General features: G+C 65.8%; 25 protein-coding genes, 1 pseudogene and 1 riboswitch. Of the genes and pseudogenes, 15 read left to right on the plus strand and 11 right to left on the minus strand.

What is annotated here, in order from left to right; genetic code table 11:
- Position 1: 1 nt before the first annotated feature.
- Genes AC5Y21_RS11535 through AC5Y21_RS11545 form a run of 3 tightly spaced genes read left to right on the plus strand, consistent with a single transcriptional unit; the run spans position 2 to position 2083 of the window.
- Positions 2 to 1081, plus strand: a complete 1080-nt coding sequence (locus tag AC5Y21_RS11535) for a CaiB/BaiF CoA transferase family protein (protein ID WP_499912329.1) — start codon at positions 2 to 4, stop codon at positions 1079 to 1081.
- A gap of 57 nt (positions 1082 to 1138) precedes the next feature.
- Positions 1139 to 1597: an SRPBCC family protein gene (locus AC5Y21_RS11540; protein WP_499912331.1), complete on the plus strand. Its 459-nt coding sequence runs from the start codon at positions 1139 to 1141 to the stop codon at positions 1595 to 1597.
- Positions 1598 to 1639: 42 nt separating this feature from the next.
- Positions 1640 to 2083 (plus strand): SRPBCC family protein, encoded by a 444-nt coding sequence (locus tag AC5Y21_RS11545; RefSeq protein WP_499912333.1) that lies wholly within the window; start codon positions 1640 to 1642, stop codon positions 2081 to 2083.
- Here AC5Y21_RS11545 and AC5Y21_RS11550 read toward each other — a convergent pair.
- Complete coding sequence (locus AC5Y21_RS11550) at positions 2061 to 3269, minus strand: pyridoxal phosphate-dependent aminotransferase (protein ID WP_499912334.1); 1209 nt, start codon at positions 3267 to 3269, stop codon at positions 2061 to 2063. The genes AC5Y21_RS11545 and AC5Y21_RS11550 overlap by 23 nt on opposite strands.
- 319 nt (positions 3270 to 3588) lie before the next feature.
- Between AC5Y21_RS11550 and AC5Y21_RS11555 the strand changes: the two genes are divergently transcribed.
- Both AC5Y21_RS11555 and AC5Y21_RS11560 read left to right on the plus strand, forming a co-directional pair.
- On the plus strand, positions 3589 to 4800 hold the full coding sequence (locus AC5Y21_RS11555; protein WP_499912336.1) for an acetyl-CoA C-acetyltransferase: 1212 nt from the start codon (positions 3589 to 3591) through the stop codon (positions 4798 to 4800).
- Between the two features lie 4 nt (positions 4801 to 4804).
- A complete protein-coding gene (locus tag AC5Y21_RS11560; RefSeq protein WP_499912337.1) occupies positions 4805 to 6949 on the plus strand; it encodes a 3-hydroxyacyl-CoA dehydrogenase NAD-binding domain-containing protein in 2145 nt (714 codons plus the stop codon).
- Positions 6950 to 7015: 66 nt separating this feature from the next.
- Here AC5Y21_RS11560 and AC5Y21_RS11565 read toward each other — a convergent pair whose 3' ends face one another.
- The 3 genes and pseudogenes from AC5Y21_RS11565 to AC5Y21_RS11575 form a co-directional block, all read right to left on the minus strand.
- Positions 7016 to 7618 carry a class I SAM-dependent methyltransferase gene (locus AC5Y21_RS11565; protein ID WP_499912339.1) on the minus strand — a complete coding sequence of 201 codons (603 nt, stop codon included), beginning with the start codon at positions 7616 to 7618 and terminating at the stop codon, positions 7016 to 7018.
- 30 nt (positions 7619 to 7648) lie between these two features.
- A pseudogene (locus AC5Y21_RS11570) lies at positions 7649 to 8368 on the minus strand (LLM class F420-dependent oxidoreductase); the annotation flags it as partial.
- A gap of 82 nt (positions 8369 to 8450) precedes the next feature.
- Complete coding sequence (locus AC5Y21_RS11575; protein ID WP_499912341.1) at positions 8451 to 9653, minus strand: FAD-dependent monooxygenase; 1203 nt, start codon at positions 9651 to 9653, stop codon at positions 8451 to 8453.
- A 78-nt stretch (positions 9654 to 9731) separates the two neighbouring features.
- Between AC5Y21_RS11575 and AC5Y21_RS11580 the strand changes: the two genes are divergently transcribed.
- The 3 genes from AC5Y21_RS11580 to AC5Y21_RS11590 all read left to right on the plus strand — a co-directional run bounded on the left by AC5Y21_RS11580 (position 9732) and on the right by AC5Y21_RS11590 (position 11849).
- Entirely contained in the window at positions 9732 to 10307 is a 576-nt protein-coding gene (locus AC5Y21_RS11580) for a TetR/AcrR family transcriptional regulator (RefSeq protein WP_499912342.1), read from the plus strand.
- Between the two features lie 13 nt (positions 10308 to 10320).
- Positions 10321 to 11304: an LLM class F420-dependent oxidoreductase gene (locus AC5Y21_RS11585; RefSeq protein ID WP_499912344.1), complete on the plus strand. Its 984-nt coding sequence runs from the start codon at positions 10321 to 10323 to the stop codon at positions 11302 to 11304.
- A 137-nt stretch (positions 11305 to 11441) separates the two neighbouring features.
- Positions 11442 to 11849: a nuclear transport factor 2 family protein gene (locus AC5Y21_RS11590; protein WP_499912345.1), complete on the plus strand. Its 408-nt coding sequence runs from the start codon at positions 11442 to 11444 to the stop codon at positions 11847 to 11849.
- Here the strand turns inward: AC5Y21_RS11590 and AC5Y21_RS11595 are convergent.
- A complete protein-coding gene (locus AC5Y21_RS11595; RefSeq protein WP_499912348.1) occupies positions 11846 to 12139 on the minus strand; it encodes a putative quinol monooxygenase in 294 nt (97 codons plus the stop codon). The two genes, AC5Y21_RS11590 and AC5Y21_RS11595, sit on opposite strands and share 4 nt — an antisense overlap.
- A gap of 151 nt (positions 12140 to 12290) precedes the next feature.
- On the opposite strand from AC5Y21_RS11595, the gene AC5Y21_RS11600 reads away from it, so the two are divergent.
- Both AC5Y21_RS11600 and AC5Y21_RS11605 read left to right on the plus strand, forming a co-directional pair.
- Complete coding sequence (locus tag AC5Y21_RS11600) at positions 12291 to 12704, plus strand: Zn-ribbon domain-containing OB-fold protein (RefSeq protein WP_499912350.1); 414 nt, start codon at positions 12291 to 12293, stop codon at positions 12702 to 12704.
- A 121-nt stretch (positions 12705 to 12825) separates the two neighbouring features.
- Positions 12826 to 13971 (plus strand): thiolase family protein, encoded by a 1146-nt coding sequence (locus AC5Y21_RS11605; protein WP_499912351.1) that lies wholly within the window; start codon positions 12826 to 12828, stop codon positions 13969 to 13971.
- Positions 13972 to 14063: 92 nt separating this feature from the next.
- Here AC5Y21_RS11605 and AC5Y21_RS11610 read toward each other — a convergent pair whose 3' ends face one another.
- Together AC5Y21_RS11610 and AC5Y21_RS11615 are read right to left on the minus strand one after the other, a co-directional pair.
- On the minus strand, positions 14064 to 15713 hold the full coding sequence (locus tag AC5Y21_RS11610) for a DNA repair helicase XPB (protein WP_499912353.1): 1650 nt from the start codon (positions 15711 to 15713) through the stop codon (positions 14064 to 14066).
- A 44-nt stretch (positions 15714 to 15757) separates the two neighbouring features.
- On the minus strand, positions 15758 to 18013 hold the full coding sequence (locus AC5Y21_RS11615) for a helicase-associated domain-containing protein (RefSeq protein WP_499912354.1): 2256 nt from the start codon (positions 18011 to 18013) through the stop codon (positions 15758 to 15760).
- Between the two features lie 96 nt (positions 18014 to 18109).
- Between AC5Y21_RS11615 and AC5Y21_RS11620 the strand changes: the two genes are divergently transcribed.
- From AC5Y21_RS11620 to AC5Y21_RS11635, 4 genes are read left to right on the plus strand one after another with little or no spacing between them, the layout of a single operon-like run.
- The gene (locus AC5Y21_RS11620; RefSeq protein ID WP_499912356.1) at positions 18110 to 18304 is read left to right on the plus strand and encodes a hypothetical protein; all 195 of its coding nucleotides are present in this window, start codon (positions 18110 to 18112) and stop codon (positions 18302 to 18304) included.
- Between the two features lie 9 nt (positions 18305 to 18313).
- Positions 18314 to 18871, plus strand: coding sequence for a cyclic pyranopterin monophosphate synthase MoaC (gene moaC, locus AC5Y21_RS11625; protein ID WP_499912358.1), 558 nt, complete (start codon positions 18314 to 18316; stop codon positions 18869 to 18871).
- Positions 18868 to 19350 carry a MogA/MoaB family molybdenum cofactor biosynthesis protein gene (locus AC5Y21_RS11630; protein WP_499912360.1) on the plus strand — a complete coding sequence of 161 codons (483 nt, stop codon included), beginning with the start codon at positions 18868 to 18870 and terminating at the stop codon, positions 19348 to 19350. The genes moaC and AC5Y21_RS11630 overlap by 4 nt, the downstream gene beginning before the upstream one ends.
- The gene (locus AC5Y21_RS11635) at positions 19347 to 19772 is read left to right on the plus strand and encodes a molybdenum cofactor biosynthesis protein MoaE (RefSeq protein ID WP_499912362.1); all 426 of its coding nucleotides are present in this window, start codon (positions 19347 to 19349) and stop codon (positions 19770 to 19772) included. Before AC5Y21_RS11630 ends, AC5Y21_RS11635 begins: the two co-directional genes overlap by 4 nt.
- A 14-nt stretch (positions 19773 to 19786) precedes the next feature.
- Here the strand turns inward: AC5Y21_RS11635 and AC5Y21_RS11640 are convergent, their stop codons facing one another.
- The 4 genes from AC5Y21_RS11640 to AC5Y21_RS11655 all read right to left on the minus strand — a co-directional run bounded on the left by AC5Y21_RS11640 (position 19787) and on the right by AC5Y21_RS11655 (position 22874).
- Complete coding sequence (locus tag AC5Y21_RS11640) at positions 19787 to 20698, minus strand: transglycosylase family protein (RefSeq protein ID WP_499912364.1); 912 nt, start codon at positions 20696 to 20698, stop codon at positions 19787 to 19789.
- A gap of 8 nt (positions 20699 to 20706) precedes the next feature.
- Positions 20707 to 20917: riboswitch (cyclic di-AMP (ydaO/yuaA leader) on the minus strand.
- A gap of 206 nt (positions 20918 to 21123) precedes the next feature.
- Entirely contained in the window at positions 21124 to 21390 is a 267-nt protein-coding gene (locus AC5Y21_RS11645; protein WP_499912366.1) for a MoaD/ThiS family protein, read from the minus strand.
- 3 nt (positions 21391 to 21393) lie between these two features.
- Entirely contained in the window at positions 21394 to 22473 is a 1080-nt protein-coding gene (moaA, locus tag AC5Y21_RS11650) for a GTP 3',8-cyclase MoaA (protein ID WP_499912368.1), read from the minus strand.
- Complete coding sequence (locus AC5Y21_RS11655; protein ID WP_499912371.1) at positions 22470 to 22874, minus strand: YccF domain-containing protein; 405 nt, start codon at positions 22872 to 22874, stop codon at positions 22470 to 22472. Before AC5Y21_RS11655 ends, moaA begins: the two co-directional genes overlap by 4 nt.
- A gap of 164 nt (positions 22875 to 23038) precedes the next feature.
- Between AC5Y21_RS11655 and AC5Y21_RS11660 the strand changes: the two genes are divergently transcribed.
- Positions 23039 to 23446, plus strand: coding sequence for a cold-shock protein (locus AC5Y21_RS11660; RefSeq protein WP_499912373.1), 408 nt, complete (start codon positions 23039 to 23041; stop codon positions 23444 to 23446).
- Positions 23447 to 23495 lie beyond the last annotated feature (49 nt).

A 23495-nucleotide genomic window follows, 5' to 3' on the forward strand; every position in this document is an offset into this window, starting at 1 on the left:
GGTGGCAAAGGTTGGGCCGCTGGCCGGGGTGAAGGTGATCGAACTCGGCGGCATCGGGCCCGGGCCACACGCGGGGATGGTGCTTGCCGATCTGGGGGCCGACGTGGTGCGGGTGCGCCGGCCCGGGGGTTTGCAGATGCCGTCCGAGGACCGCGATTTGCTGCATCGCGGGAAAAGGATCGTCGACCTGGACGTCAAGACGCAACCGCAGACGCTACTGGAGTTGGCCGCCAAGGCCGATGTGTTGCTGGACTGTTTCCGGCCCGGCACCTGCGAGCGTCTCGGCATCGGGCCCGACGACTGCGCGGCGGTCAACCCGCGACTGATCTACGCGCGCATCACCGGGTGGGGACAGGACGGGCCACTGGCACCGACCGCGGGTCACGACATCAACTATCTGTCGCAGACCGGAGCGCTCTCGGCGCTGGGCTACCGCGACCGGCCGCCGATGCCGCCGCTGAACCTGGTCGCCGACTTCGGAGGCGGTTCGATGCTGGTGCTGCTGGGCATCGTGGCCGCGCTGTACGAGCGGGAACGTTCGGGTGAGGGTCAGGTCGTCGACGCCGCAATGGTCGACGGCGTCAGTGTGCTCGCGCAGATGATGTGGACCATGAAGTCGACGGGGGCGCTGCGAGACGAACGCGAATCGTTTCTGCTGGACGGCGGCGCCCCGTTCTACCGCTGCTACGAGACGTCCGACGGCAAGTACATGGCCGTCGGCGCGATCGAGCCGCAATTCTTCGCGGCGTTGCTGGTCGGGCTCGACCTGTCAGCCGACGAAGTGCCCAACCAGCTCGACATCGGGTCATACCCGACGATGCACGACCTCTTCGCGCAACGGTTCGCCAGTCGAACCCGCGCGGAGTGGACGCAGGTTTTCGAGGGAACTGACGCATGCGTCACGCCGGTATTGACGTGGGGTGAGGCCGCGGGCAACGACCATTTGAACGCGCGGTCCACGGTGATCACCGCCCACGGCGTCGAGCAGGCCGCACCCGCGCCGCGGTTCTCCCGCACACCGGCCGGACCGGTCGCTCCGCCCCCGGCCGCCACTACGCCGATCGCCGAAATCGATTGGTAACCACGAAATTGCGCCAAACAAGAGCAGGAGCGCGACCAGGTTGCTAGCTTGGCAGTAGTGGCTGTACAAGCATCGCGTGAAATTTTGATTGACGCGCCGCCGGAAGTGATCATGGAGGCGCTGAGCGATGTTGGTGTCCTATCGGAATGGTCTCCGCTGCACAAAAAAGTGGAGGTGATCGACCGGTACCCGGACGGTCGGCCCCATCACGTCAAGGCCACCGTCAAGATTATGGGTCTGGTAGACAACGAAATCCTGGAATACCACTGGGGTCCGGACTGGGTGGTGTACGACGTCCAAGAGACGTTCCAGCAGCATGGGCAACACATCGAGTACCGGGTCCAGCCGGAAGGTGTGGACAAGAGCCGGGTGCATTTCGACATCACCGTCGAACCGTCAGGTCCAATTCCGGGTTTCATCGTCAAGCGTGCGACCAAGGTTGTGCTGGATGCCGCGACGGAGGGGCTGCGCAAGTGGGTCGCCAACAGCGGTGCCGCCCACGACAGCGAGGCCTGATGGCTGTGTCGGTGCGGCAGTCGGATTGCTAATTTTGTTCTAGTGGCTGTACAAGCATCGCGAGAAATCATCATTGATGCGCCGCCGGAAGTGATCCTGGACGCGCTCGCCGATATCGGCTCGGTTCCGCTGTGGTCGTCGGTGCACAAGCGCGCGGAGGTCATCGACACCTATCCCGACGGCCGGCCGCACCACGTCAAAGTCACGGTGAAAGTGATCGGCATCGTCGATCAGCAGTTGCTCGAATTCCACTGGGGGCCTGACTGGATGGTGTGGGACGCCAAGAAGACCGTGCAGCAGCACGGCCAGCACGTCGAGTTCACCATGCACCGCGAGGGGGAGAACAGAACCCGAGTGCGTTTCGAGATCACCTTGGAGCCGTCGGCGCCATTGCCTGAGTTTCTGGTGAAGCGAGCGCGCAAGAAGGTCTTGAGCTCCGCAACCGAGGGGCTGCGGGATTTCGTCATGAACCGGGAGTCGAAATAGCCGGCCCATGCCGGAGCGCCGCCAGTCGCCTGATCGCCTCGTCCAGAGTCTCATCGGTTTTGCAGAAGGTGAAGCGCACGAGGTGATTCCACACTTCGGCTTGCTGTGCGGCATGCGTCGCCGTCGGATCGCAGAACGCCGACAGCGGGATGGCGGCCACCCCGACTTTCTGCGGTAATGCCGCACAGAACGCGGTGCTGTCGTCATAACCCAGCGGGCGCGGATCGGCGCACAGGAAGTAGGTGCCGTAGCTGTCGTGTACCTCGAAGCCGATGTCGGCCAGGCCCGCGGCCAGCCGATCGCGTCGTGCCTGCAGGCGTGCCCGCAGTGCGGGCACCCAGGCGTCCTGGGTGTTCAACGCCAACGCCACCGCCGGCTGCAGCGGCGCGCCGCCGACGTAGCTCAGATACTGCTTGGCCGCGCGCAGCCCGGCGATGAGTTGGCTTGGGCCGCAAGCCCATCCGATCTTCCAGCCGGTGCAGTTGAACATCTTGGCCGCGCTCGAGATGGTGATGGTCCGTTCGGCCATACCGTCGAAAGCCGCCAGCGGCAGGTGTTCGGCGCCGTCAAACACCAGGTGTTCGTATACCTCGTCGGTGATCACCAAAAGATCTGCGGCCACCGCGATCTCGGCAATGGCCGCCAGTTCGGTGGCGGTGCACACCGCGCCGGTCGGGTTGTGTGGGGAGTTGATGATCAGCGCCCGGGTCCGCGGTGTCAGCGCGCGCCGAAGCGCATCGGGATCCAGCGCAAAGCCGCGGCCATTGGGGACCATCGGCACGGGCACGCGATGAGCGCCGGCCATTGCCACCACCGGCGAGTAGGAGTCGTAGAACGGCTCGATCAGCAGGACCTCCGAACCGGGTTCGACGAGCCCGAGGACCGCTGACGCGATGGCCTCGGTGGCGCCGATCGTCACGAGCACCTCGGTTTCGGGGTCGTAATCGATGCCGAAGTGCCTTTTGCGCTGGGCGGCGATCGCCTCGCGCAGCGGCATGATTCCCAGGCCGGGCGGGTACTGGTTGACGCCGTTGGCGATGGCGTCCTGGGCGGCCTTAAGCATCGCCGGCGGTCCGTCCTCGTCGGGAAAGCCCTGCCCGAGGTTCACCGCGCCGATGCGCGCGGCCAGCGCCGACATCTCGGCGAAGACCGTGGTGGCGTAGGGCCGCAGCCGCGACACCGTCATGGTCGTCGAGCTTAGGGTGCTGTTGGCGTCGACTGTAGATCCTGCGCTTTCGGTGTGACTTGGCGGCGTCGACTGTGAATCCTGGGCTTTGGGTGTGACGCCTGGGCGGAAAGTTTCGCGGGTGCCCGCCCTACGTTCACTCCGAACGCCCTACGTTCACACCGAAAGCCGCGCGCCGACCACGAGCGACGTCGCCCAGCCTGTGACCAGCTAAATCCCGCCCAACCAACAGGTTGGCCGAGTCCTTTGTTAGTGTTCAATTACTGGACCTAGTCTTTTAGACGGATCTGAACCCCCTTTTCGCGAACAGGAAGCAGACATGTCCGAAGAAGCCTTCATCTATGAGGCCATCCGCACGCCGCGCGGCAAGCAGCGCAACGGCTCGCTGAACGAAGTCAAGCCATTGAGCCTGGTCGTCGGCTTGATCGAGGAGCTGCGCAAGCGCAACCCCGACCTCGACGAGAACCTCATCAGCGACGTCATCTTGGGGTGCGTCTCACCAGTCGGCGACCAGGGCGGTGACATCGCCCGCGCCGCGGTGCTGGCCTCTGGTATGCCGGTGACCTCCGGCGGCGTACAGCTCAACCGGTTTTGCGCGTCGGGCCTGGAGGCCGTCAACACCGCCGCGCAGAAGGTGCGCTCCGGCTGGGATGACCTGGTGCTGGCCGGCGGCGTGGAGTCGATGAGTCGGGTGCCGATGGGATCAGACGGCGGCGCGATGGGCCTGGACCCCGCTACCAACTACGACGTCATGTTCGTCCCGCAGGGCATCGGCGCCGACCTCATCGCGACCATCGAGGGCTTCTCCCGCGACGACGTCGACGCCTACGCGCTACGCAGCCAGGAGAAGGCCGCCGAGGCGTGGTCGGGCGGCTACTTCGCCAAGTCCGTGGTGCCTGTCCGCGACCAGAACGGTCTGCTGATCCTCGACCACGACGAGCACATGCGGCCCGACACCACCAAGGAAGGGCTGGGCAAGCTGAAGCCGGCCTTCGAGGGTCTGGCCGCGATGGGTGGCTTCGACGACGTCGCTCTGCAGAAGTACTACTACGTCGAGAAGATCAACCACGTCCACACCGGCGGTAACAGCTCCGGGATTGTCGACGGCGCCGCGCTGGTGATGATCGGAAACCAGGCGGCGGGCAAGTCGCAGGGGCTGAGCCCGCGGGCGCGCATCGTGGCCACCGCCACCAGCGGCGCCGACCCGGTGATCATGCTGACCGGGCCGACACCGGCCACCAAGAAGGTGCTCGACCGCGCCGGACTGACCGTCGACGACATCGACCTGTTCGAGCTCAACGAGGCATTCGCGTCGGTGGTGCTCAAGTTCCAGAAGGACCTGAACATCCCGGACGAGAAGCTCAACGTCAACGGTGGCGCCATCGCGATGGGCCACCCGCTGGGTGCCACCGGCGCAATGATCCTGGGCACCATGGTCGACGAGCTGGAGCGCCGCAACGCCCAGCGCGCGTTGGTGACGCTTTGTATTGGCGGCGGCATGGGTGTCGCGACGATCATCGAGAGGGTTTAAGTACATGGCCGACAACGCAATTCAGTGGGACAAAGATGCCGACGGCATCGTCACGCTGACGCTGGACGACCCGTCGGGTTCGGCCAACGTGATGAACGAAAACTACATCGAGTCGATGGGCAAGACGGTGGATCGTCTTGTCGAGGAGAAAGATTCGATCACCGGCGTGGTGATCACCAGCGCGAAGAAGACCTTCTTCGCCGGTGGTGACGTGAAGAGCATGATCCAGATTGGGCCGGAGAACGCCGGTGAGGCTTTCGATCTGGTCGAGAACGTCAAGAAGCAGCTGCGCACCATCGAGACGCTGGGCGTGCCAGTGGTGGCCGCACTCAACGGCGCCGCGCTCGGCGGCGGCCTGGAGATCGCGCTGGCCTGCCATCACCGCATCGCGGCCGATGTGAAGGGGTCACAGTTCGGATTTCCGGAGGCGACGCTGGGTCTGCTGCCCGGCGCTGGTGGCGTCACCCGCACAGTGCGCATGCTCGGTATCCAGAACGCGTTCGTCACCGTGCTGTCGCAGGGCACCCGGTTCAAGCCGGCCAAGGCCAAGGAGCTCGGTCTGATCGACGAGCTGCTGCCGACGGTCGAGGAACTGGTGCCCGCGGCCAAAGCGTGGATCAAGGCCAACCCCGACTCGCACGAACAGCCGTGGGACAAGAAGGGCTACAAGATGCCCGGCGGCACTCCGTCGTCGCCCGCCCTGGCGTCCATCCTGCCGTCGTTCCCGGCGTTGCTGCGCAAGCAGATCAAGGGTGCGCCGATGCCCGCGCCGAAGGCCATCTTGGCCGCTGCGGTCGAGGGTGCGCAGGTTGACTTCGACACCGCCAGCCGCATCGAGAGCCGTTACTTCACCACGCTGGTCACCGGCCAGGTCGCCAAGAACATGATCCAGGCGTTCTTTTTCGACCTGCAGACCATCAACAACGGTGGGTCACGGCCCGAGGGCATTGAGCCGGTCAAGATCAACAAGGTTGGTGTGCTGGGCGCCGGCATGATGGGCGCCGGCATCGCCTACGTCTCGGCCAAGGCCGGCTACGACGTGGTGCTCAAGGACGTGAGCTTGGAAGCCGCTCAGAAGGGCAAGGGCTATTCCGAGAAGCTGGAGGCCAAGGCGCTGGAGCGCGGGCGAACCACCCAGGAGAAGAGCGACGCCCTGCTCGGGCGCATCACCCCGACCGCCGACCCCGCCGACCTCAAGGGCGTGGACTTCGTGATCGAGGCCGTGTTCGAGAACCAGGAACTCAAGCACAAGGTGTTCCAGGAGATCGAGGACGTCGTCGAGCCCAACGCGGTTCTGGGATCCAACACCTCCACGCTGCCGATCACCGGTCTGGCCAGCGGAGTGAAGCGGCAGGAGGACTTCATCGGAATCCACTTCTTCTCCCCGGTCGACAAGATGCCGCTGGTGGAAATCATCAAGGGCGAGAAGACATCTGACGAGGCGCTGGCCCGCGTGTTCGACTACACGCTGGCCATCGGCAAGACCCCGATTGTGGTCAACGACAGCCGCGGCTTCTTCACGTCTCGCGTCATCGGCACGTTCGTCAACGAGGCGCTGGCGATGCTCGGCGAGGGTGTGGAGCCGGCCAGCATCGAGCAGGCGGGTTCGCAGGCCGGCTACCCGGCGCCGCCCCTGCAGCTGTCCGACGAGCTCAACCTCGAGCTGATGCACAAGATCGCGGTCGCCACCCGTAAGGGCGTCGAGGACGCCGGTGGTAAGTACGAGCCGCATCCGGCAGAAGCCGTGGTGGAGAAGATGATTGAGCTGGAGCGGTCCGGCCGTTTGAAGGGTGCAGGGTTCTACGAGTACCCCGAGGGCAAGCGGACCGGGTTGTGGCCGGGCCTGCGCGAGACGTTCAAGTCGGGCTCCTCGGAGCCGCCGCTGCAGGACATGATCGACCGGATGCTATTCGCCGAGGCCCTGGAAACCCAGAAGTGTCTCGACGAGAACGTGCTGACGTCCACGGCCGACGCCAACATCGGCTCAATCATGGGGATCGGCTTTCCCCCGTGGACCGGTGGTAGCGCGCAGTACATCGTCGGCTATCAAGGCCCGCTCGGTACGGGCAAGGAAGCGTTTGTGGCCCGGGCGCGCGAGCTTGCGGAAAAGTACGGCGACCGCTTCTTGCCGCCGTCCTCGCTGACGTAGCGCGAACAGACGCAAAAGCCCCCGCACGCACGGCGTGTCGGGGGCTTTTGCGTCTGCTCGCGGGGCTCAGGCGCGGCGCTGAAAGAGGTAGTACCGCGCCGGAGTATTCTCGCGGTCCAACTCCCGCTCCTCGCCGGCAGACAACAGCGTCCAGGCGGGGGTGAATCGTCGTTCCATTTCGGCGGGGTCGACGCCTCGTACACCGAACCTCCCGCCCGGAAGGAACGCGACGATCAACAGCCGGGCGTCCGCCGCGGCGACGGCGCTGACCTCGTGGACGTATGCGTCGCGATCGTCGTCGCTCATGTTGTGCAGGCAACCGTTGTCGACGATCAACGGGAAGTCTGCGCCGATGCCCGCCTGACTCAGGTGAGTGACGTCAGCGTGGACGAAGTCGATCGACAGATTGGCGGCGCCCGCCTTTGCGCGGGCCTTGTCGAGCGCGTTCGGCACGAAGTCGACGCCGGTGACCTTCCAGCCGTGTCGCGCAAGGTAAATCGACGAATCGCCGGTACCACATCCGAGGTCGAGCGCCGAGCCTGCGGGCAGCGGCGGTGTGTCACCCGTTCCCTCGACTAAGTCCTGCAGGTGCTGGGCGATGGGGTGACCGTCCCACGGGGTAAAGCCGATGCGGTAGAAGATCCGAAAGAGGGTGTGCTTGGACGCCATGGCCTAACCGTATCCCTTTCGCTCGTGCGGTCATCTGGCGGCAGCGGCAATTCGGCGCCATTGCTCGCGGGGGAAGGTACGCGGGTCGGCCGTCAACACCTGGACACAGACATGGTCGGCGCCGGCCGAGCGATGCACCTCGATCCTCCGCATGATCGCCTCCTCATCGCCCCACACAACGATCGCGTCGAAAAGGCGATCGCTAACCTGTGTCAGGTCTTGCTCGGAGAACCCGCTGCGCAGCAGGTTGTTGGCATAGTTCGGCAACGCCAAATATGCACGGAGCCAGTCGGTTCCGATGCGGCGTGCCTCGTCGGCGTCGTCACACAGGATTGCGGCCTGCTCCGGCAGCAGCAATGGGCCCTCGCCCAAAGTCGAACGGGCAGAAGCGGTGTGTTCAGGTGTGACAAGGTATGGGTGTGCTCCGCGGGCCCGGCTCGCGGCCAATGCCAACATCTTCGGACCTAATGCGGCAAGAACCCGCCGATCGATGGGCACCGGCTGTTGAGCCGCATCCAGCGCATCCAGAAATGATGCCGTCGCGGCCAGCGGTTTGCGGTACCGGCCGGGCTCGCCCGCGTCGATCAGCGGCGCGTGGCTGACACCGATTCCCAGCAGGAAGCGGTCCCCATGCTCAGTGGTCAAGGCTGCATATGATTCGGCCACATCATCGGGCGAGTGCATCCAGAGGTTGAGGATCCCCGTGGCGATCACCGTCCGCTTGGTTGCGGCGAGCAAACGACCGACCGCGGCATGGCTTCAGTGCCACGGCGAGCAGACGCAAAAGCACCCAGTTCGACGCGAAAATGGGGGCTTTTGCGTCTGCTCGCGCTCAAATTGGTGAGTACTCCTTGAACTGCATGGAGTCGTAGAGCCGCACACCCTTGGTATTCAACTTTGCGACGGTCTTGGTCAGCTTAGCGGGCAGTAGTGAGACCAGCTGTGCGCCGCGGGTCAGCGCCCAGACACCGGCTGCGGAGCCGGGCACGATGCTCTTGGCCACCGTGCGGGCAAACACGCGACTGCCGTGCACGGCGTCGGCCATCTCGCGTTCGTAGGCGGCAAACGCGCGCGCATGGTCGCCGGCGGCCTGCGCCAATTCACCGGCCAGTATGTAGGCACCGAGCACGGCGATGCTGGTACTGCCACCGACCGCGGGCCCCGGGCAGTATCCCGCGTCTCCGACCAGCGTGACCCGTCCGCGCGACCAGGTGTCCAGCTGCAGCTGGGTGATCGAGTCGAAATAGAACGAGGGTGTGGTCTCGAGCTCCTGGAGCCAGCCGTCTACCTGCTCATGCATACCGGTGAACGCCTCGCGCAATAAGTCCTTTTGCCGCAGTACATCTCGGTAGTGGTATTGCAATTCGTCTTTGCTGCGGAACATGAATAGTGCGCGCGCGTCGTCGAGGGGAGCCGCGGTATACAGTCCGGCGAGGCGACCGGCGCTGACGTGGGTGACCATCTCGCCATCGCGCGCAAGCGTTTTGGGAACTGATTCCACCGCCAGGTACCCGCCGAGGAACTGAGTGCGTTCGATTTCTTCGCCGAACATCAGTCGACGAACGTTCGAGTGCAGCCCGTCGGCGCCGATGACCACGTCGAACGTGCGAGGCGCCGCGTGCTCGAAAGTTACGTTGCCGTCCGAGAATATCGCCGTGATCGAGTCGCCGAACAGGTACTCTGCGTCGTCGCGACTCGCTGAGTAGTAGACCTCGCTCAGGTCGTCACGCATGATTTCGACGTGCCGGTCGGATGCGGCACCGGTGACCTTGGTGAGGTCGATATGCGCCGGTCGACGCGCGCCTTGGCGGTAGATGGTCAGCTGGGTCGTGCCGGTAGCGAGCGCTTCGATCTGCGGCAGCACGCCCATCTTCTCCGAGATCTCCATTGCCGGCCGGAACAGATCGACGGCGTGGCCCCCGGTCTTCCGCAGTTGCGGTGCGCGTTCAACGACGGTGACGTCGAACCCGTATCGGCTGAGCCAGTAGGCCAGCACGGGGCCGGAGATGCTGGCCCCGGAGATCAGAATCCGCATGACGATCTCCTCACTTACTTAACGTTCGGTAAGCATAGCACCGTGCTTACCTATCGGTAAGTCAGTTAAGCTCGTGGAGTGAGCGGGCCGCGGTCAGACACCAGGCAGCGAATTCAAGAGGTCGCCCGAGACCTGTTCGTGCAGCAAGGTGTGCAGCGCACCAGCCTGCAGGACATCGCCGACAAGCTGGGAATCACCAAACCCGCGTTGTACTACCACTTCGCGTCGCGAGAAGAGTTGGTGCGCAGCATCCTGGTCCCGTTGATCGACGAAGGGGAGCGATTCGTCGACGACCAGGAAAGCCGGAACGACGCCGATGCGCGCGAATTGCTGGAGGGGTATTTCGATTTCCACTATCGGCACCGTCAGGACATGGTGCTGGTGCTGGCCGAGTTGACGATGCTGGCCGACCTCGGGCTCATCGACAAGGTGCTGGCTTGGCGCGACCGGCTCGGCAAACTGGTGTTCGGGCCACAGCCGACGCTGGCGGAGTCCACGCGCGCGGTGGTCGCCTTCGGCGGACTGCAAGACTGCTGCCTGCAGTTTCCAGACACTCCTTATGAGGCGTTGCGGGCGACCTCGGTGGAGGCCGCGCTGGCCGCGTTGGGTGTCGTCGGTGGCGAGGGCCGCGACGGCCAGAGCACTTGCGAGTAGCTAGAGTCCTGCTATGCGCTTTGGTCTTTTTATTCCGCAAGGCTGGCGAATGGATCTTGTCGGCATCGAACCCGAGCGGCACTGGGCGGTGATGCGCGACCTGGCGACTTACGCCGACGGCGGCGCATGGGACTCACTGTGGGTCTACGACCACTTCCACACGGTGCCACTGCCGAGCGATGAAGCCACGCACGAGGCGTGGTCGCTGATGGCGGCCTACGCGGCGACCACCTCGCGGATCAAGCTGGGCCAGATGTGCACGGCGATGAGCTACCGCAATCCCGTCTACCTGGCCAAGGTGGCGGCCACATCGGACATCATCTCCGGTGGCCGCATCCAGATGGGTATCGGCGGTGGCTGGTACGAACACGAATGGCGCGCTTACGGTTACGGCTTTCCGTCCGCGGGAGAACGGCTAGGCCGGCTGGACGAAGGTGTGCAGATCATGCGCGACGCCTGGCGCGACGGCAAGGTCACCTTCCAGGGTAAGCACTACCAGGTCGATGGGGCGATTGTTGCGCCGAAGCCGTTGCAGGACAATGGGCTTCCATTGTGGATCGCCGGCGGCGGCGAGAAGGTGACGTTGCGGATCGCCGCAAAGTACGCGCAGTACACCAACTTCACACCGGAGCCCGACGCATTCGCCCACAAGTCGGAGGTGCTGGCGCAGCATTGCAGCAAGTTGGGCACCGACTTCGACGCCATCGTTCGTTCGGCGAACTTCACCGCCGTCGTCGGCTCATCGGAGGACGACGTCAAGGATCGCCTGAAGCGGGCGCGCGACCGCATGGTCGGCTATGTGCCTGAGGCGGTGGCGGATTCGATGGCCAGCGGCGTTCCCGATTCGGCGACCGGCACGCCGGAACAGGTGATCGAGCGGCTGGCCAAGATCCGCGAACTTGGCTGTGAGTACGCGATCTGCTACTTCCCCGAGGCGGCCTACGACCGCTCCGGCATCGAGTTGTTCGAACGCGAAGTGATTCCCGCGCTTAGCTAGTCACCTCGCGCAATCGCAATTATTTGCATCTGCTACGTGCCGTCGTGATTCGATTCCGCCAGGGGTCTTTGCGAGCTACAGTTCGCCATCCCGTGCGGGACATCGGGAGACCCGCCCTTAGCCAGAGGTGGTTCACAATGGGCGATTCGCCGGAGTCGGTCGTACGCAGTTTCCTCGCCGCATGGGCACACCCCGACCTGGACGAGCTGGTCAGCTTTTTCAGTGACGACGCTCTGTTCATCGACGGCCCGCGCGGAGTGCATCACGGCCGCGAGGCCATCAGGTCAGAGCTTGACGCTGAAATCGCGATGGGTTTCGGTGGCGCGAAGATCGACGTCAATTCGCTGGTGGCCCAGGGCGGAACGGTGATGCTGGAAGGCGTTGAGAACTACCGCATAGGCGGCAAGCCCTTCTTCTTGGAAGTCATGGGAGCGTTTGAGGTCAACGCCGATGGGCGGATCACGCGCTGGCGTTATTCCTATGACCTGAAGTCGATCACAGACCAGCTGGAGGCCGCAGGATTCAAAGTCCCTGAATCCGTTTAGATATCGCTGGTCACGTATCGCGTCTTGACCGGAGGCGCGGCCAGCAGCGGTGGCAGCTCGGTGAGCCGACCTTCGGCGGCACGAAAGCTGCGGTAGCCCTCGTCGTGCTCGACCGTGTCCCAGAGTTCGTAGATCAGCCAGTGCGCTTCGTCGTCTTCGTCGACGAGCACGTCGGTCCGGAGGTTTCCGTCGAACGCCCGGGTGTCCTGAAGCGCCCGGGCCATGACATCCCGCGCCGCGGGCACCGCGTCGGGCTTCAGTCTGAGTTCAAGCGTGACCGTGACCGGCATTAGTCGTCTCCTCAAAATCGGTTCCTGAGGCAACCTAACACTGGCCGTATTCCTGGCGAGAACGAGATTTCCACTTTTCCGGAATGCTGTTGTACCTTTTGGGGAGCCCATTGCGTTGGCGGGCTGTGAAGGATCGCTGGAGGATCGCTCGATGCAGAAGGCACTTGCCCCCGAAATCTCAACTTGGCCGGACGAGAACCCGCAGCTGATCGGCAGTCGCTGCGGCGGCTGCGGTGCCACCGCTTTCCCGGTGCAGCAGTGGTGTCCGCGCTGCAGCGGCGCACAGATGAGCGAGGTGTTGTTGCCGCGCCGCGGAACCGTCGTCGCATGGACAACCCAGGGCTTCCCGCCCGGACCGCCATACGCCGGTCCGACCGGAAAGGATTTCGTGCCGTTCGGTATTGGGCTGATCCAGCTCGGCGACGTGATCCGGGTCGAGGGCAGGCTCACCGAGAACGACCCCGCCAAACTGCAGTTCGGCCAGGAAGTCGAACTCACCATGGTGCCCTTCGCCACCGACGGCGACGGCAACGAGATCCTCACCTACGCGTTCCAGCCGGTCTAGTGGCGATCGCGAGCGCGGCGGAGCCGGGTGAAGCGGATCGCCACCATTTACCGAGGGCGATCGCGAGCGCGGCGGAGCCGGGTGAAGCGGGTCGCCACCATCTACCGAGAGGAAGCCAAAGATGACTAACGATGTGGCCATCATCGGCGTGGGCCTGCATCCATTCGGCAGGTTCGACAAGACCGCGATGCAGATGGGTGCCGAAGCGATCCAATCGGCGCTCTCCGACGCCGGTGTGGAGTGGAAAGACATCCAGTTCGGCTTCGGCGGCAGCCACGAGGTGTCCAACCCCGACGCGGTGACCCGCCTGGTCGGGCTGACCGGCATCACGTTCACCAACGTCTTCAACGCCTGCGCCACCGCGGCCAGCGCCATCCAGCAGACCGCCGACACCATCCGGCTGGGTAAGTACGACATCGGCATCGCCATCGGGCTGGACAAGCACCCGCGCGGCGCGTTCACCGACGACCCCGCCAAGTTGGCGCTGCCCCAGTGGTATGCGCAGAACGGGCAGTTTGTCACCACGAAGTTCTTCGGAATGAAGGCCAACAAGTACCTCCACGACCACAACATCTCGCAAGCCACCTTGGCCAAAGTGGCTGCCAAGAACTTCCGCAACGGCGCGCTGAACCCGAATGCGTTCCGCCGCAAGGCGATTTCCGAGGAAGAGATCCTCAACTCGGCCGTGCTGAACTACCCGCTGACGCAGTACATGTTCTGCGCGCCCGACGAGGGTGCGGCTGCGGTGGTCATGTGCCGCGCCGATATGGCGCACAAGTACACCGACAAGCCGGTGTACGTGCGCGCCTGCGAGATCCGCACCCGCCGCTACGGTGCGTACGAAGTGCATGCCACTTTCGCGCCACTCGACGAGGACGTCTCCCCAACGGTTTACGCGGCAAAAGCGGCCTACGAGGCGGCGGGTATCGGGCCCGACGACATCGACGTGGCCCAACTGCAGGACACCGACGCCGGCAACGAGGTCATTCACATGGCCGAGACGGGTCTGTGTGCCGACGGTGAGCAGGAGAAGCTGCTGGCCGACGGCGCCACCGAGATTCATGGGTCGATGCCGGTCAATACAGATGGCGGGCTGATCGCCAACGGCGAGCCCATCGGTGCGTCGGGGCTGCGCCAGATGCACGAGCTGGTGCGACAGCTGCGCGGCGAGGCCGGCGAACGTCAGGTGCCAGGCAACCCGCGCGTCGGCCTGGCGCAGGTGTATGGCGCACCCGGCACCGCGTCGGCGACCATCCTGTCGCTGTAGCGCGAGCCCGCTGTAGCGCGAGGAGACGCAGAATCGCCCAAAATCGGGGCATTTTGGGCGATTCTGCGTCTGCTCGCCTTGTTACTCGCGCCCTAGATTGCCGGGCCCAACAGGTCGTCGGCGTCGCGGATGATGTAGCCGTAGCCCTGCTCGGCCAAGAACCGCTGTCGGTGCGCGGCGTACTCGGCGTCCAGGCTGTCGCGGGCCACCACGGAGTAGAAGACGGCGCCGCCGCCGTCGGCCTTGGGCCGCAGCAGCCGGCCCAGCCGTTGGGCCTCCTCCTGACGCGATCCGAATGTTCCCGAAACCTGAACCGCCACTGCGGCTTCCGGTAGGTCGATAGAGAAGTTGGCCACCTTGGACACCACCAGTCTGGTGATTTCGCCGCGACGGAAAGCGTCAAACAGTGCTTCGCGTTCGCTGGTCCGCGTCGAACCCTGGATCACCGGGGCATCCAGCTCGGCGCCCAGTTCGTCAAGCTGATCCAGGTAGGCGCCGATCACCAGGGTTTGCTCGTCGGGATGATTCTGCAGAATCGACTTGACCACAGCGATTTTGGTGTGAACCGTCGAGCACAGCCGGTAGCGCTCCTCGGGCTCCGCGGTGGCATACATCATCCGCTCGTTGTCGGTCATCGTGACTCGGACTTCCACGCACTCTGCCGGTGCGATCCAGCCTTGCGCCTCAATGTCTTTCCACGGCGCGTCGTAGCGTTTCGGACCGATCAGGGAGAATACGTCACCCTCGCGGCCGTCTTCGCGGATCAACGTGGCGGTCAGGCCCAGCCGCCGTTTGGATTGCAGGTCGGCGGTCATCCGGAACACCGGTGCCGGCAGCAGATGCACCTCGTCGTAAATGATCAGCCCCCAGTCGCGGCTGTCGAAAAGCTCCAGATGCCGGTATTCGCCTTTGGTACGGCGAGTGATCATCTGATACGTCGAAATCGTGACGGGTCGAATCTCCTTGCGCTCTCCGGAGTACTCGCCGACCTCTTCCTCGGTCAACGAGGTACGCGCGACCAGCTCGCGCTTCCATTGCCGCGCCGCGACGATATTGGTGACCAGAATCAACGTCGTCGCTTGCGCTTTCGCCATCGCAGCAGCACCGACCAGTGTCTTCCCGGCGCCGCACGGAAGAACCACGACCCCCGAGCCGCCCGACCAGAACGAGTCCGTGGCCAGCTGTTGATAGTCGCGCAGCTTCCAGCCGTCCTCATGCAGGCTGATCGGATGTGCCTCACCGTCGACGTAGCCGGCGAGATCCTCAGCGGGCCAACCGATCTTGAGCAGCAACTGTTTGACGCGGCCGCGTTCGCTGGGGTGCACGATGACGGTGTCGTCGTCGAGTCGGGCGCCCAGCATCGGTGCGATCTTCTTGTTGCGCAATACTTCCTCGAGCACCGCGCGATCCAGGCTCACCAGCGTCAGGCCGTGCGCGGGATTCTTCACCAGCTGCAGGCGGCCGTAGCGCGCCATGGTGTCGACGACGTCGACCAGCAGCGGCTGGGGTACCGCGTAGCGCGAGAAAGACACCAGCGCGTCGACGACCTGCTCGGCGTCATGGCCGGCGGCGCGGGCGTTCCACAGCGCCAGCGGTGTGATGCGGTAGGTGTGCACGTGTTCGGGTGCGCGTTCCAGCTCGGCGAACGGCGCGATGGCGGCGCGCGCCGCACCCGCCAGCTCGTGGTCGACCTCGAGCAGCACCGTCTTGTCGGACTGCACGATCAACGGCCCGTCAGTCAATGGCGCCGCTCCTTTCTCCCGCAAGCGGGTGGTGCCCCCATTATTCAGTCGTCGACCGACATCACCGATGTGATGCGATGGATGGCGAAGTCACGCAGCCGGCCGGACGCCGAATCGAAGGCCACCAGCTGACCGTTCCGGATGGCGATCGGCGATACCACCCGCTGAGTGGCCACGCCCGCGGCGTCGAGGTACCCGATCATCAACGTGTCCTGGTCGCGCGCCGCGCGCTGCAGAAGCGACATCGTCACGGCTGGGTCGACGCGGATATTGCCGAACGGCGCGCCGGTGACTTTCCGCATCACCGCGACGACGGCGTTGAGCGTGTCGCTGCCAGGCCGCGGCGGCGGGCGGTATGGCCGACGGTGCTGTGGTGTGGGCACCCGCGCCCCGCGGGGTCGGACGTCGACGATGGCTCCGGTGGAATCTTCGGCCGCCGGGGCGAACCCGGCGCCGCGCAGCACGGACAGTACCTCAGATATCGGCGCGGGAGAGACCGCCACCGTCGGCGCCAGCGCGCGCAGCTGCAGCTCTTCGGCGGCCGGTGCAGCCACGGCCTGAGCCAGCAGCGCCGGATCCTCGCACCGTACAAACGAAGCGGCCATGCCGACGCGCAGCTGGCCATGCCGGCGCGCGGCATCGTCGATGAGATAAGTAAGCCCTTGCGGGACAGGAGTTTTCGAGTGCTTGGTGAAAAGCGCGTGCATCCAGTCGCGAGTCTTGCCGATGTCGAGGGCGCGCCGGATCGACTGCTCGCTGACCCGGTACACCATCGCCGCGCCGGCGGATTCGACAGTGGCGACCGTGGCGAGGTCGTCGGCGAGATCGCGGTGCAGCGGCCCGGGCACCACGACGGTCAGGTCGGCCTGGACCAGGAAGTGGTCGATCGGTTGGGGCATCGCCCGCGTCATCGCGTCGACCGCGGGTCCGGGGTCGACGCCGTCATCCAGCAGTGCGCGGCCGGGCGCGCTGATCGCTCCGCGCCCAACCAGTCCCAGCGCGTGGGCCTCGGTCATTAGGTCCGCGACGGGTCCTGGCTGCAGTCGCCTGGCCCAGCGCGGGCGGCGCCAGACCAAAGCCTCCGATGCCGTGGTTGCGTCGACTCCGGCGCCGGCGGGCAGCTCGGCAAGCATACGCAGCAGCAGCCGGCGGTCCAGCGGGGCCGCTGTCGAGTACAGCGAATGCGACAGGGCGCCATAGGGTTTGGCGTCTGGGCCGCGACTGCCGATCAGTGCCGGCCGGCCCGGCAAATCGAGCCAATTGCTGGCGAGCAAATGCCACCGTTGGGCAGCTGACATCGCGGCGAACCGGTCGGCGGCCACCGTCGGCGCCCAATAGGGCGGATCCCCGTGCGGTGGTTCCGGATCGGGCATGCCGCTGGCGATCAGTCCGGCGGTGGCCGCGATTTCGAGGATCAGACCCAGCCGCGGCTCGTCCATTCTCGTCGTCTTGGCCAGCCGCTTGACTTCCCGAATCCCCATGCCTCCGCTGCGCAACTCGGATACCGGTGCGGTGCTGAGTGTTTCGAGGAGTACGTCGACCTCGCGCAGCAGATCGATGACGGCACCGGCTGCGGTGGCGTCGACGTCGTCGGGCGTGGTGGTCGAAACCACCGGATCGGGCGCGGTCAGCTGGGTCGGCCCGGGGTACTCCCCGCGCAGCACCTGTCCCACGTGACGGGGCAGGATCACCGTCTCGGCGTCGACCCGTCGCAGCAGACCCATCGAGAGCAGCCGCGGCACCGGCCGGTCCGCCGGGGCGCCGGGCGCGGCATCGCGGGTACGCCCGATCGGGGAGCCCTCGAGCAACTTCTTCAGTACGTCCAGCTGGGCGTCGTCGAGCCCTTCGATGAGTTCGTCGATCTGTTCCGCCGTCTGCGAGATGTCCTCGAGCGTGACCTGGCCCGGATGCCAGGGCAATCCCGTGCCGGCGTCGCCGGCAACCCGGACCGCGCCTTCGCCCCAGACCAGGGCGCGGTGCTTGAGGTCGTCCAGGGCGTCGGCGACCTCGGTTTCCGGAGCGCGGTCACCGATCAGCGCGAGCAGCTTGGCGGTCGGGACCGGCGTGCTGTCCGCGTGCAGCACCAGCAGCGCGTCCAGCACCGCCAGCCGCAAGAAGTCGAGCTCGTCGGTGGCGGCCTTGATCGACTGTCGGGCCTGAGCGCGCGCGGCGAGCGCGGCAATGCTGCCGGGTGGCGGCTGCGCAAGGTCGGGCCGTAGCTCCAAGAGCCGGGTCAGCCGTTCGTCGGGCAATTCGGCCAGCCAAGAACCCAGCGGGATATGCGGGCTGTTGTCGGTCATTGCTGACCAGCGTAATTGAGTCGGCAGACACCCATGTTCGGCAGCCGAGCCGCAGCTTGGGAACATGCGCCGCGTGCGCTTGCCGGACCTGTCAGAATGGACCCCGTGGCTGACGAGCGCAAAACCAAATACGTCGACAACGGCTGGCCGACGACGGATCCGGACGACCACGCGGTGAGCGAACTGGTGACCGATCGCACCGGCGCGTTATCACCCTTCGGTGAACTGACGTTCCCGTTGCCGTCCGACGACCTGCCCTATCTTCACCCGGTAACCGTCGTCAATCGGTAGGTCGGCGGGATGGCTCGGGCCACTGGTTCCTCCGGGGCCGCAGGGGCATCTGGGGTTTCTGGGGCGTCAAAGGCCCGTACGTCGGACGAATCCCACTCGGGCGCGCTCTCGCACGTGGATGAGCGGGGGGCGGCGCACATGGTCGATGTCACCGAGAAGGGAGCCACCAGGCGCACCGCCGTTGCCGCGGGCGCCTTGCGCACCACCGCGGAGGTACTGGCGCTGATCTCCACCGGCGGGCTGCCTAAGGGTGACGCCCTGGCTACCGCGCGGGTGGCGGGCATTCTGGCGGCCAAACGCACCAGCGACCTGATCCCGCTGTGCCACCAACTCGCACTCACCGGCGTCGACGTCGACTTCACGGTGGGCGAGTCGGATATCGAGATCACCGCGACGGTGCGCAGCACCGATCGCACCGGGGTGGAGATGGAGGCGTTGACCGCGGTCAGCATAGCGGCGCTGACGCTCTACGACATGATCAAAGCGGTTGACCCGGCCGCTCGCATCGACGACGTTCGAGTGCTCCGCAAGGAAGGCGGCCGTAACGGAACGTGGACACCGTCATGAGCGGCCGAACCGCAAGCATCATCATTGCCTCGACCCGCGCGTCGACCGGCGTGTATACCGATAAATGCGGCCCTATCATCGCCGAATGGCTTGGACAGCACGGCTTTTCGCCAACCGAGCCGCAGGTTGTGGCCGACGGCAACCCGGTCGGGGAGGCGCTGGGTGACGCGGTCGACGCCGCCGTCGACCTGGTCATCACCTCCGGGGGCACCGGGATCTCGCCCAGCGACAGCACACCGGAGCAGACGGTGGCGGTGCTCGACTACATGATCCCCGGGCTGGCGGACGCGATCCGTCGCTCCGGTCTGCCGAAAGTGCCGACGTCGGTGCTCTCGCGCGGGGTGTGCGGCGTGGCCGGCCGGACCTTGATCGTCAATCTGCCGGGTTCACCCGGCGGCGTCCGCGACGGCCTGAGCGTGCTCGCCGATGTGCTGGACCATGCGCTCGATCAACTTGCGGGTGGAGATCACCAGCGATGACGCTGGTCTTGCGTGCCGCCCTGACTGAGCGGCCAATCTCGTTGGCCGAACACCAGGATCTGGTGAGCCATCAAGCGGCCGGAGCCGTCGTCGGCTTCGACGGAATGGTCCGTGACCACGACGGTGGACGCGGAGTGACCAGGCTGGAGTATTCCGCTCACCCGTCTGCCGCACAGGTCCTGGCCGAGGCGGTGACCGAGGTCGCCGAGCAGTCCAGCGGGGTGCGCGCCGTCGCGGCCAGTCACCGGATCGGTGCCCTGCAGATCGGTGACGCGGCCCTGGTGGTAGCCGTCGCCGCCGACCATCGACAGGCGGCGTTCGCCACCTGCGCCCAACTGGTGGACACGATCAAAGCGCGGCTGCCGGTGTGGAAGCACCAGTTCTTCGACGATGGAACCGAAGAGTGGGTGGGCTCGGCCTAAGCCGGTTTGCAGCGTCAGACGATAGACGGCTGAACAAGCGCGTCCAGCGCGTCGTTGCCGTGTACGTCCTGCGTCTGGATGGCCTCCCAGAGCTTCCTGGTGAAGCCGACGGTGGAGGCTTCCTGCGGCTCGTCGAGAACGACGTCGACGGTCTTGGGAGCCGGCTCTGGCGCATCGGCCGGAGGCGGTGCGTCCGCTGGCGGCGGTGCGTCGGCCGGAGGCGCGGGTGCCACGGCGTCGACCGGAGCGGGTGCGTCGGCCGGAGGCGGTGCGTCCGCTGGCGGCGGTGCGTCGGCCGGAGGCGCGGGTGCCACGGCGTCGACCGGAGCCGGTGCGTCAGCCGGAGGAGGCGCATCAGCCGGAGGCGGTGCGTCGGCCGGAGGAGGAGCGTCAGCCGGAGGCGCGATTTGGTCGCTGGCGGCCAGCTGCACCTTCGGAGCCGGCTCGGCGGGCGGCGGCGCGTCCGCAGGCGGGGCGGCCAGCGGTGCGGGCTCACCGTTCAGTCCGGGCGCGTCCAGCGGCGCGTTCAGCCCGGCCGGCTCCGGAAGGACATTGCGGGGGCTCGGGCCCGACAGCCCATGGCCACACACCGGCCAGGCGCCTCGGCCCTGACTCGCCAGCACTCGCTCAGCGATCGCGATCTGCTGTTCCCGGGTGGCCAGCTGCGCCGACGGGGCGTACTGGGTGCCGCCGTGCGATGCCCAGGTGCCCTGGGTGAACTGCAGGCCGCCGTGGTACCCGTTACCGGTGTTGATCGCCCAGTTGCCACCGGACTCGCAACTGGCGACGCGGTCCCATTCGCTGTCCGTGGCCGCGCCAGCTTGGGCGGCTAAAGCGATGCTGCCGCCACCGATTACTGCTCCGGTGACGGCAATTTTGGCGACGCTGACGCTAGATGTAGTGGGCTTACGGTGTCGTCCACTCATAAAACGGGTATTCCTCTCTGCACGCGCCTGCGAGGTCAGCTGTCGGGTTCGGGGGGAGAGGCCACCCGGCCTACGCCGTATCCCGAAGGACACCGCGCAGGCTTCACCCCAAGGAGCCGCAGTCGGCTCCGGTTCGATCACGGTGGACCGGTGGGTCCCCCGCCTCCATCCACGGTCGGTATCCCCCGCCTATTGGATGGAGCTCGGCGCGATAGGGAGGGAGGAACGCCACGGGTTAGCTTGGCGAGCCTCCGGAGACGCTAGCGGGTTCTGTTGGTCCCGTCACTTTTTGCGAAACCTGGCGTTTCCGCCGAATCCAGCTGATAAATCGCCAGGAAACTTTGAGATTTGCGCAGGTCACTAGCACCCGAAATCGGAGCGTGTCCGCGCCGTTATCGTTCCGTTACGTGAGGTATTTCACATTTTCATCCGCCGGCGAAGGGCGGTAGCACATCGATGGTGTCGCCGGATTGCAACGCTGTGGTCTCGTCGCGCACGGCTACTCCGTCGCAGAGGTAAGAGGATCGCTGCAGCACCGTCGCGAGCCGGGACCCCCGGGCGGCCAGGCCGTCGACCAACTCGGCGACCGTGGCACCGGGCCGTAACACCACCGTCTCCGACTCGGTACCCGCCGCCGCCTGCGCGGCCGCGAAGAATCGGACGGTCACCCGTATTCCGGTCGCCTGACCCATCTGTTAGCCGCCGATCGCGCTCATCGGGCGTTTCGGCTGGATGAAGTTGGGATCGTTGATGCCGTGGCCGGCCGGCTTGGCCCACATCGCGGTGCGCCATGCCGCTTCGATCGCGTCGTCGTCCGCCCCGTGGCGCAGCAGGCCGCGTAGGTCGGTCTCGTCGGCGGAAAACAGGCAGCTGCGGATTTGGCCGTCGGCGGTCAGCCGAGTGCGATCACAGGTGGAACAGAAGGCGTGCGACACCGACGCGATGACGCCGAACTTTCCGGACGGCGTATCCGGGCCCGAGTCGACGAGCCAGAGTTCGGCCGGCGCCGAACCGCGCGGTGCCGGATCCGGCCGCAGCCGGAAGTGCGGACGCAGCGCCGCCAGGACGTCGTCAGCGCTCAGCGCGGCGCCTCGGCGCCACTCGTGTCCGGCGTCCAACGGCATCTGTTCGATGACCCGCAACTGGTAATCGTGTTCGAGGCAGAAATGCAACAACTCGACGATGTCGTCGCGGCCGGTGTGGGGGTCGAGGACGGCGTTCACCTTGACCGGCGTCAGACCCGCCGCACCGGCGGCTGCCAGGCCGGCCACTACGTCGGCGAGCCGGTCCCGGCGGGTGATCGCGGTGAAATGGTCGCGGTTCACGCTGTCCAGCGACACGTTGACCCGGTCCAGACCCGCCGCGGCAAGAGCCGCGGCCCGTCCCGCCAGCCCCACGCCGTTGGTGGTCAGCGAGATCTCCGGGCGGGGCCGCAGACTGGCCGCCGCAGCCACCACCTCTTCAAGGTGGCGGGCCAACAGCGGCTCACCGCCGGTGAACCGAACGCTGGTGACACCGAGCCGAGTGACGGCGATATTCATCAGCCGGGTCAGCTCGTCGGCCCGCAGCAACTGCTCACCAGGCAGCCACTCCAGGCCTTCGGCCGGCATGCAGTAACTGCAGCGCAAGTTGCAGCGGTCGGTCAGCGACACCCGCAGATCGGTGGCGGCCCTGCCGAATGTGTCAAGCAAGGCCCCATGCCTCGGCATTTCGCGGTCGGCGGCGTGCTGGCTTGCCGGCCGCACCGTCGGGACACCCAATGCAGTGAGCGTCATGCAGGCACCTGTTCGATTCGGGTCGATGAGCCGACCGGAACAATCTCTTTGCCCAGCGGCAACAGCGACACCGGGATCAGCTTGAGTTGAGCCAGCGCCAGCGGAATGCCGACGATCGTGACCGCCATCGCCGCCGCGCTCGCCAGATGCCCGATCGCCAGCCAAAACCCGAACAGCACCACCCAGATGACGTTGCCGATCAGCGTCAGAGTCCCTGCACTCGGCTTGTCGACGATCGTCCGGCCGAACGGCCACAGCGCATACGACGCGATCCGCAGCGACGCGAAGCCGAACGGGATGGTGATGATGAGGAGGAAACTGATGAGCGCCGCGACCAGGTAGCCGAGGGCCATCCAGAGGCCACCGAACACCAGCCAGATAACGTTCAGGATCAGGCGCATCTTTCCTCCAGCGGTAATCCCACCCTACCGAGTAAGGGGTAAACAGGGGTGCTCCGCGCGCAGCCGTCCGAGTAGGATCGGAAAACACATTGCGTCCTGCGCAAGCGGGACGCTTCATTCTGTTACCCATAGTAACGATCCGTCAGACAAAGCAGGTGAGAGCAGTGCCGACCGGCAAGGTGAAGTGGTACGACCCCGAAAAGGGGTTCGGCTTCTTGTCGCAGGAGGACGGCGAGGACGTCTATGTCCGTTCGTCGGCGTTGCCGGCGGGTGTCGAGGGGCTCAAAGCGGGGCAGCGGGTGGAGTTCGGAGTCGCCTCCGGCCGCCGCGGACCTCAGGCGTTGAGTCTGAAGCTGATCGACCCACCGCCCAGCCTCTCCAAGGCGCGTCGCGACGTGCCCGCTGAGCACAAGCACAGCCCCGACGAGCTGCACGGCATGGTCGAGGACATGATCACGTTGCTGGAAAGCACCGTGCAACCCGAGCTGCGCAAGGGCCGCTACCCGGACCGCAAGACGGCTCGTCGGGTCTCCGAAGTAGTCAAGGCGGTGGCCCGGGAGTTCGAGGCTTAAGCACACGCTTGCGGGATGGCGGGCGTAGGCCCGTGCCCGCATTGACGCA

The organism is Mycobacterium sp. NGS41 (assembly GCF_059812725.1).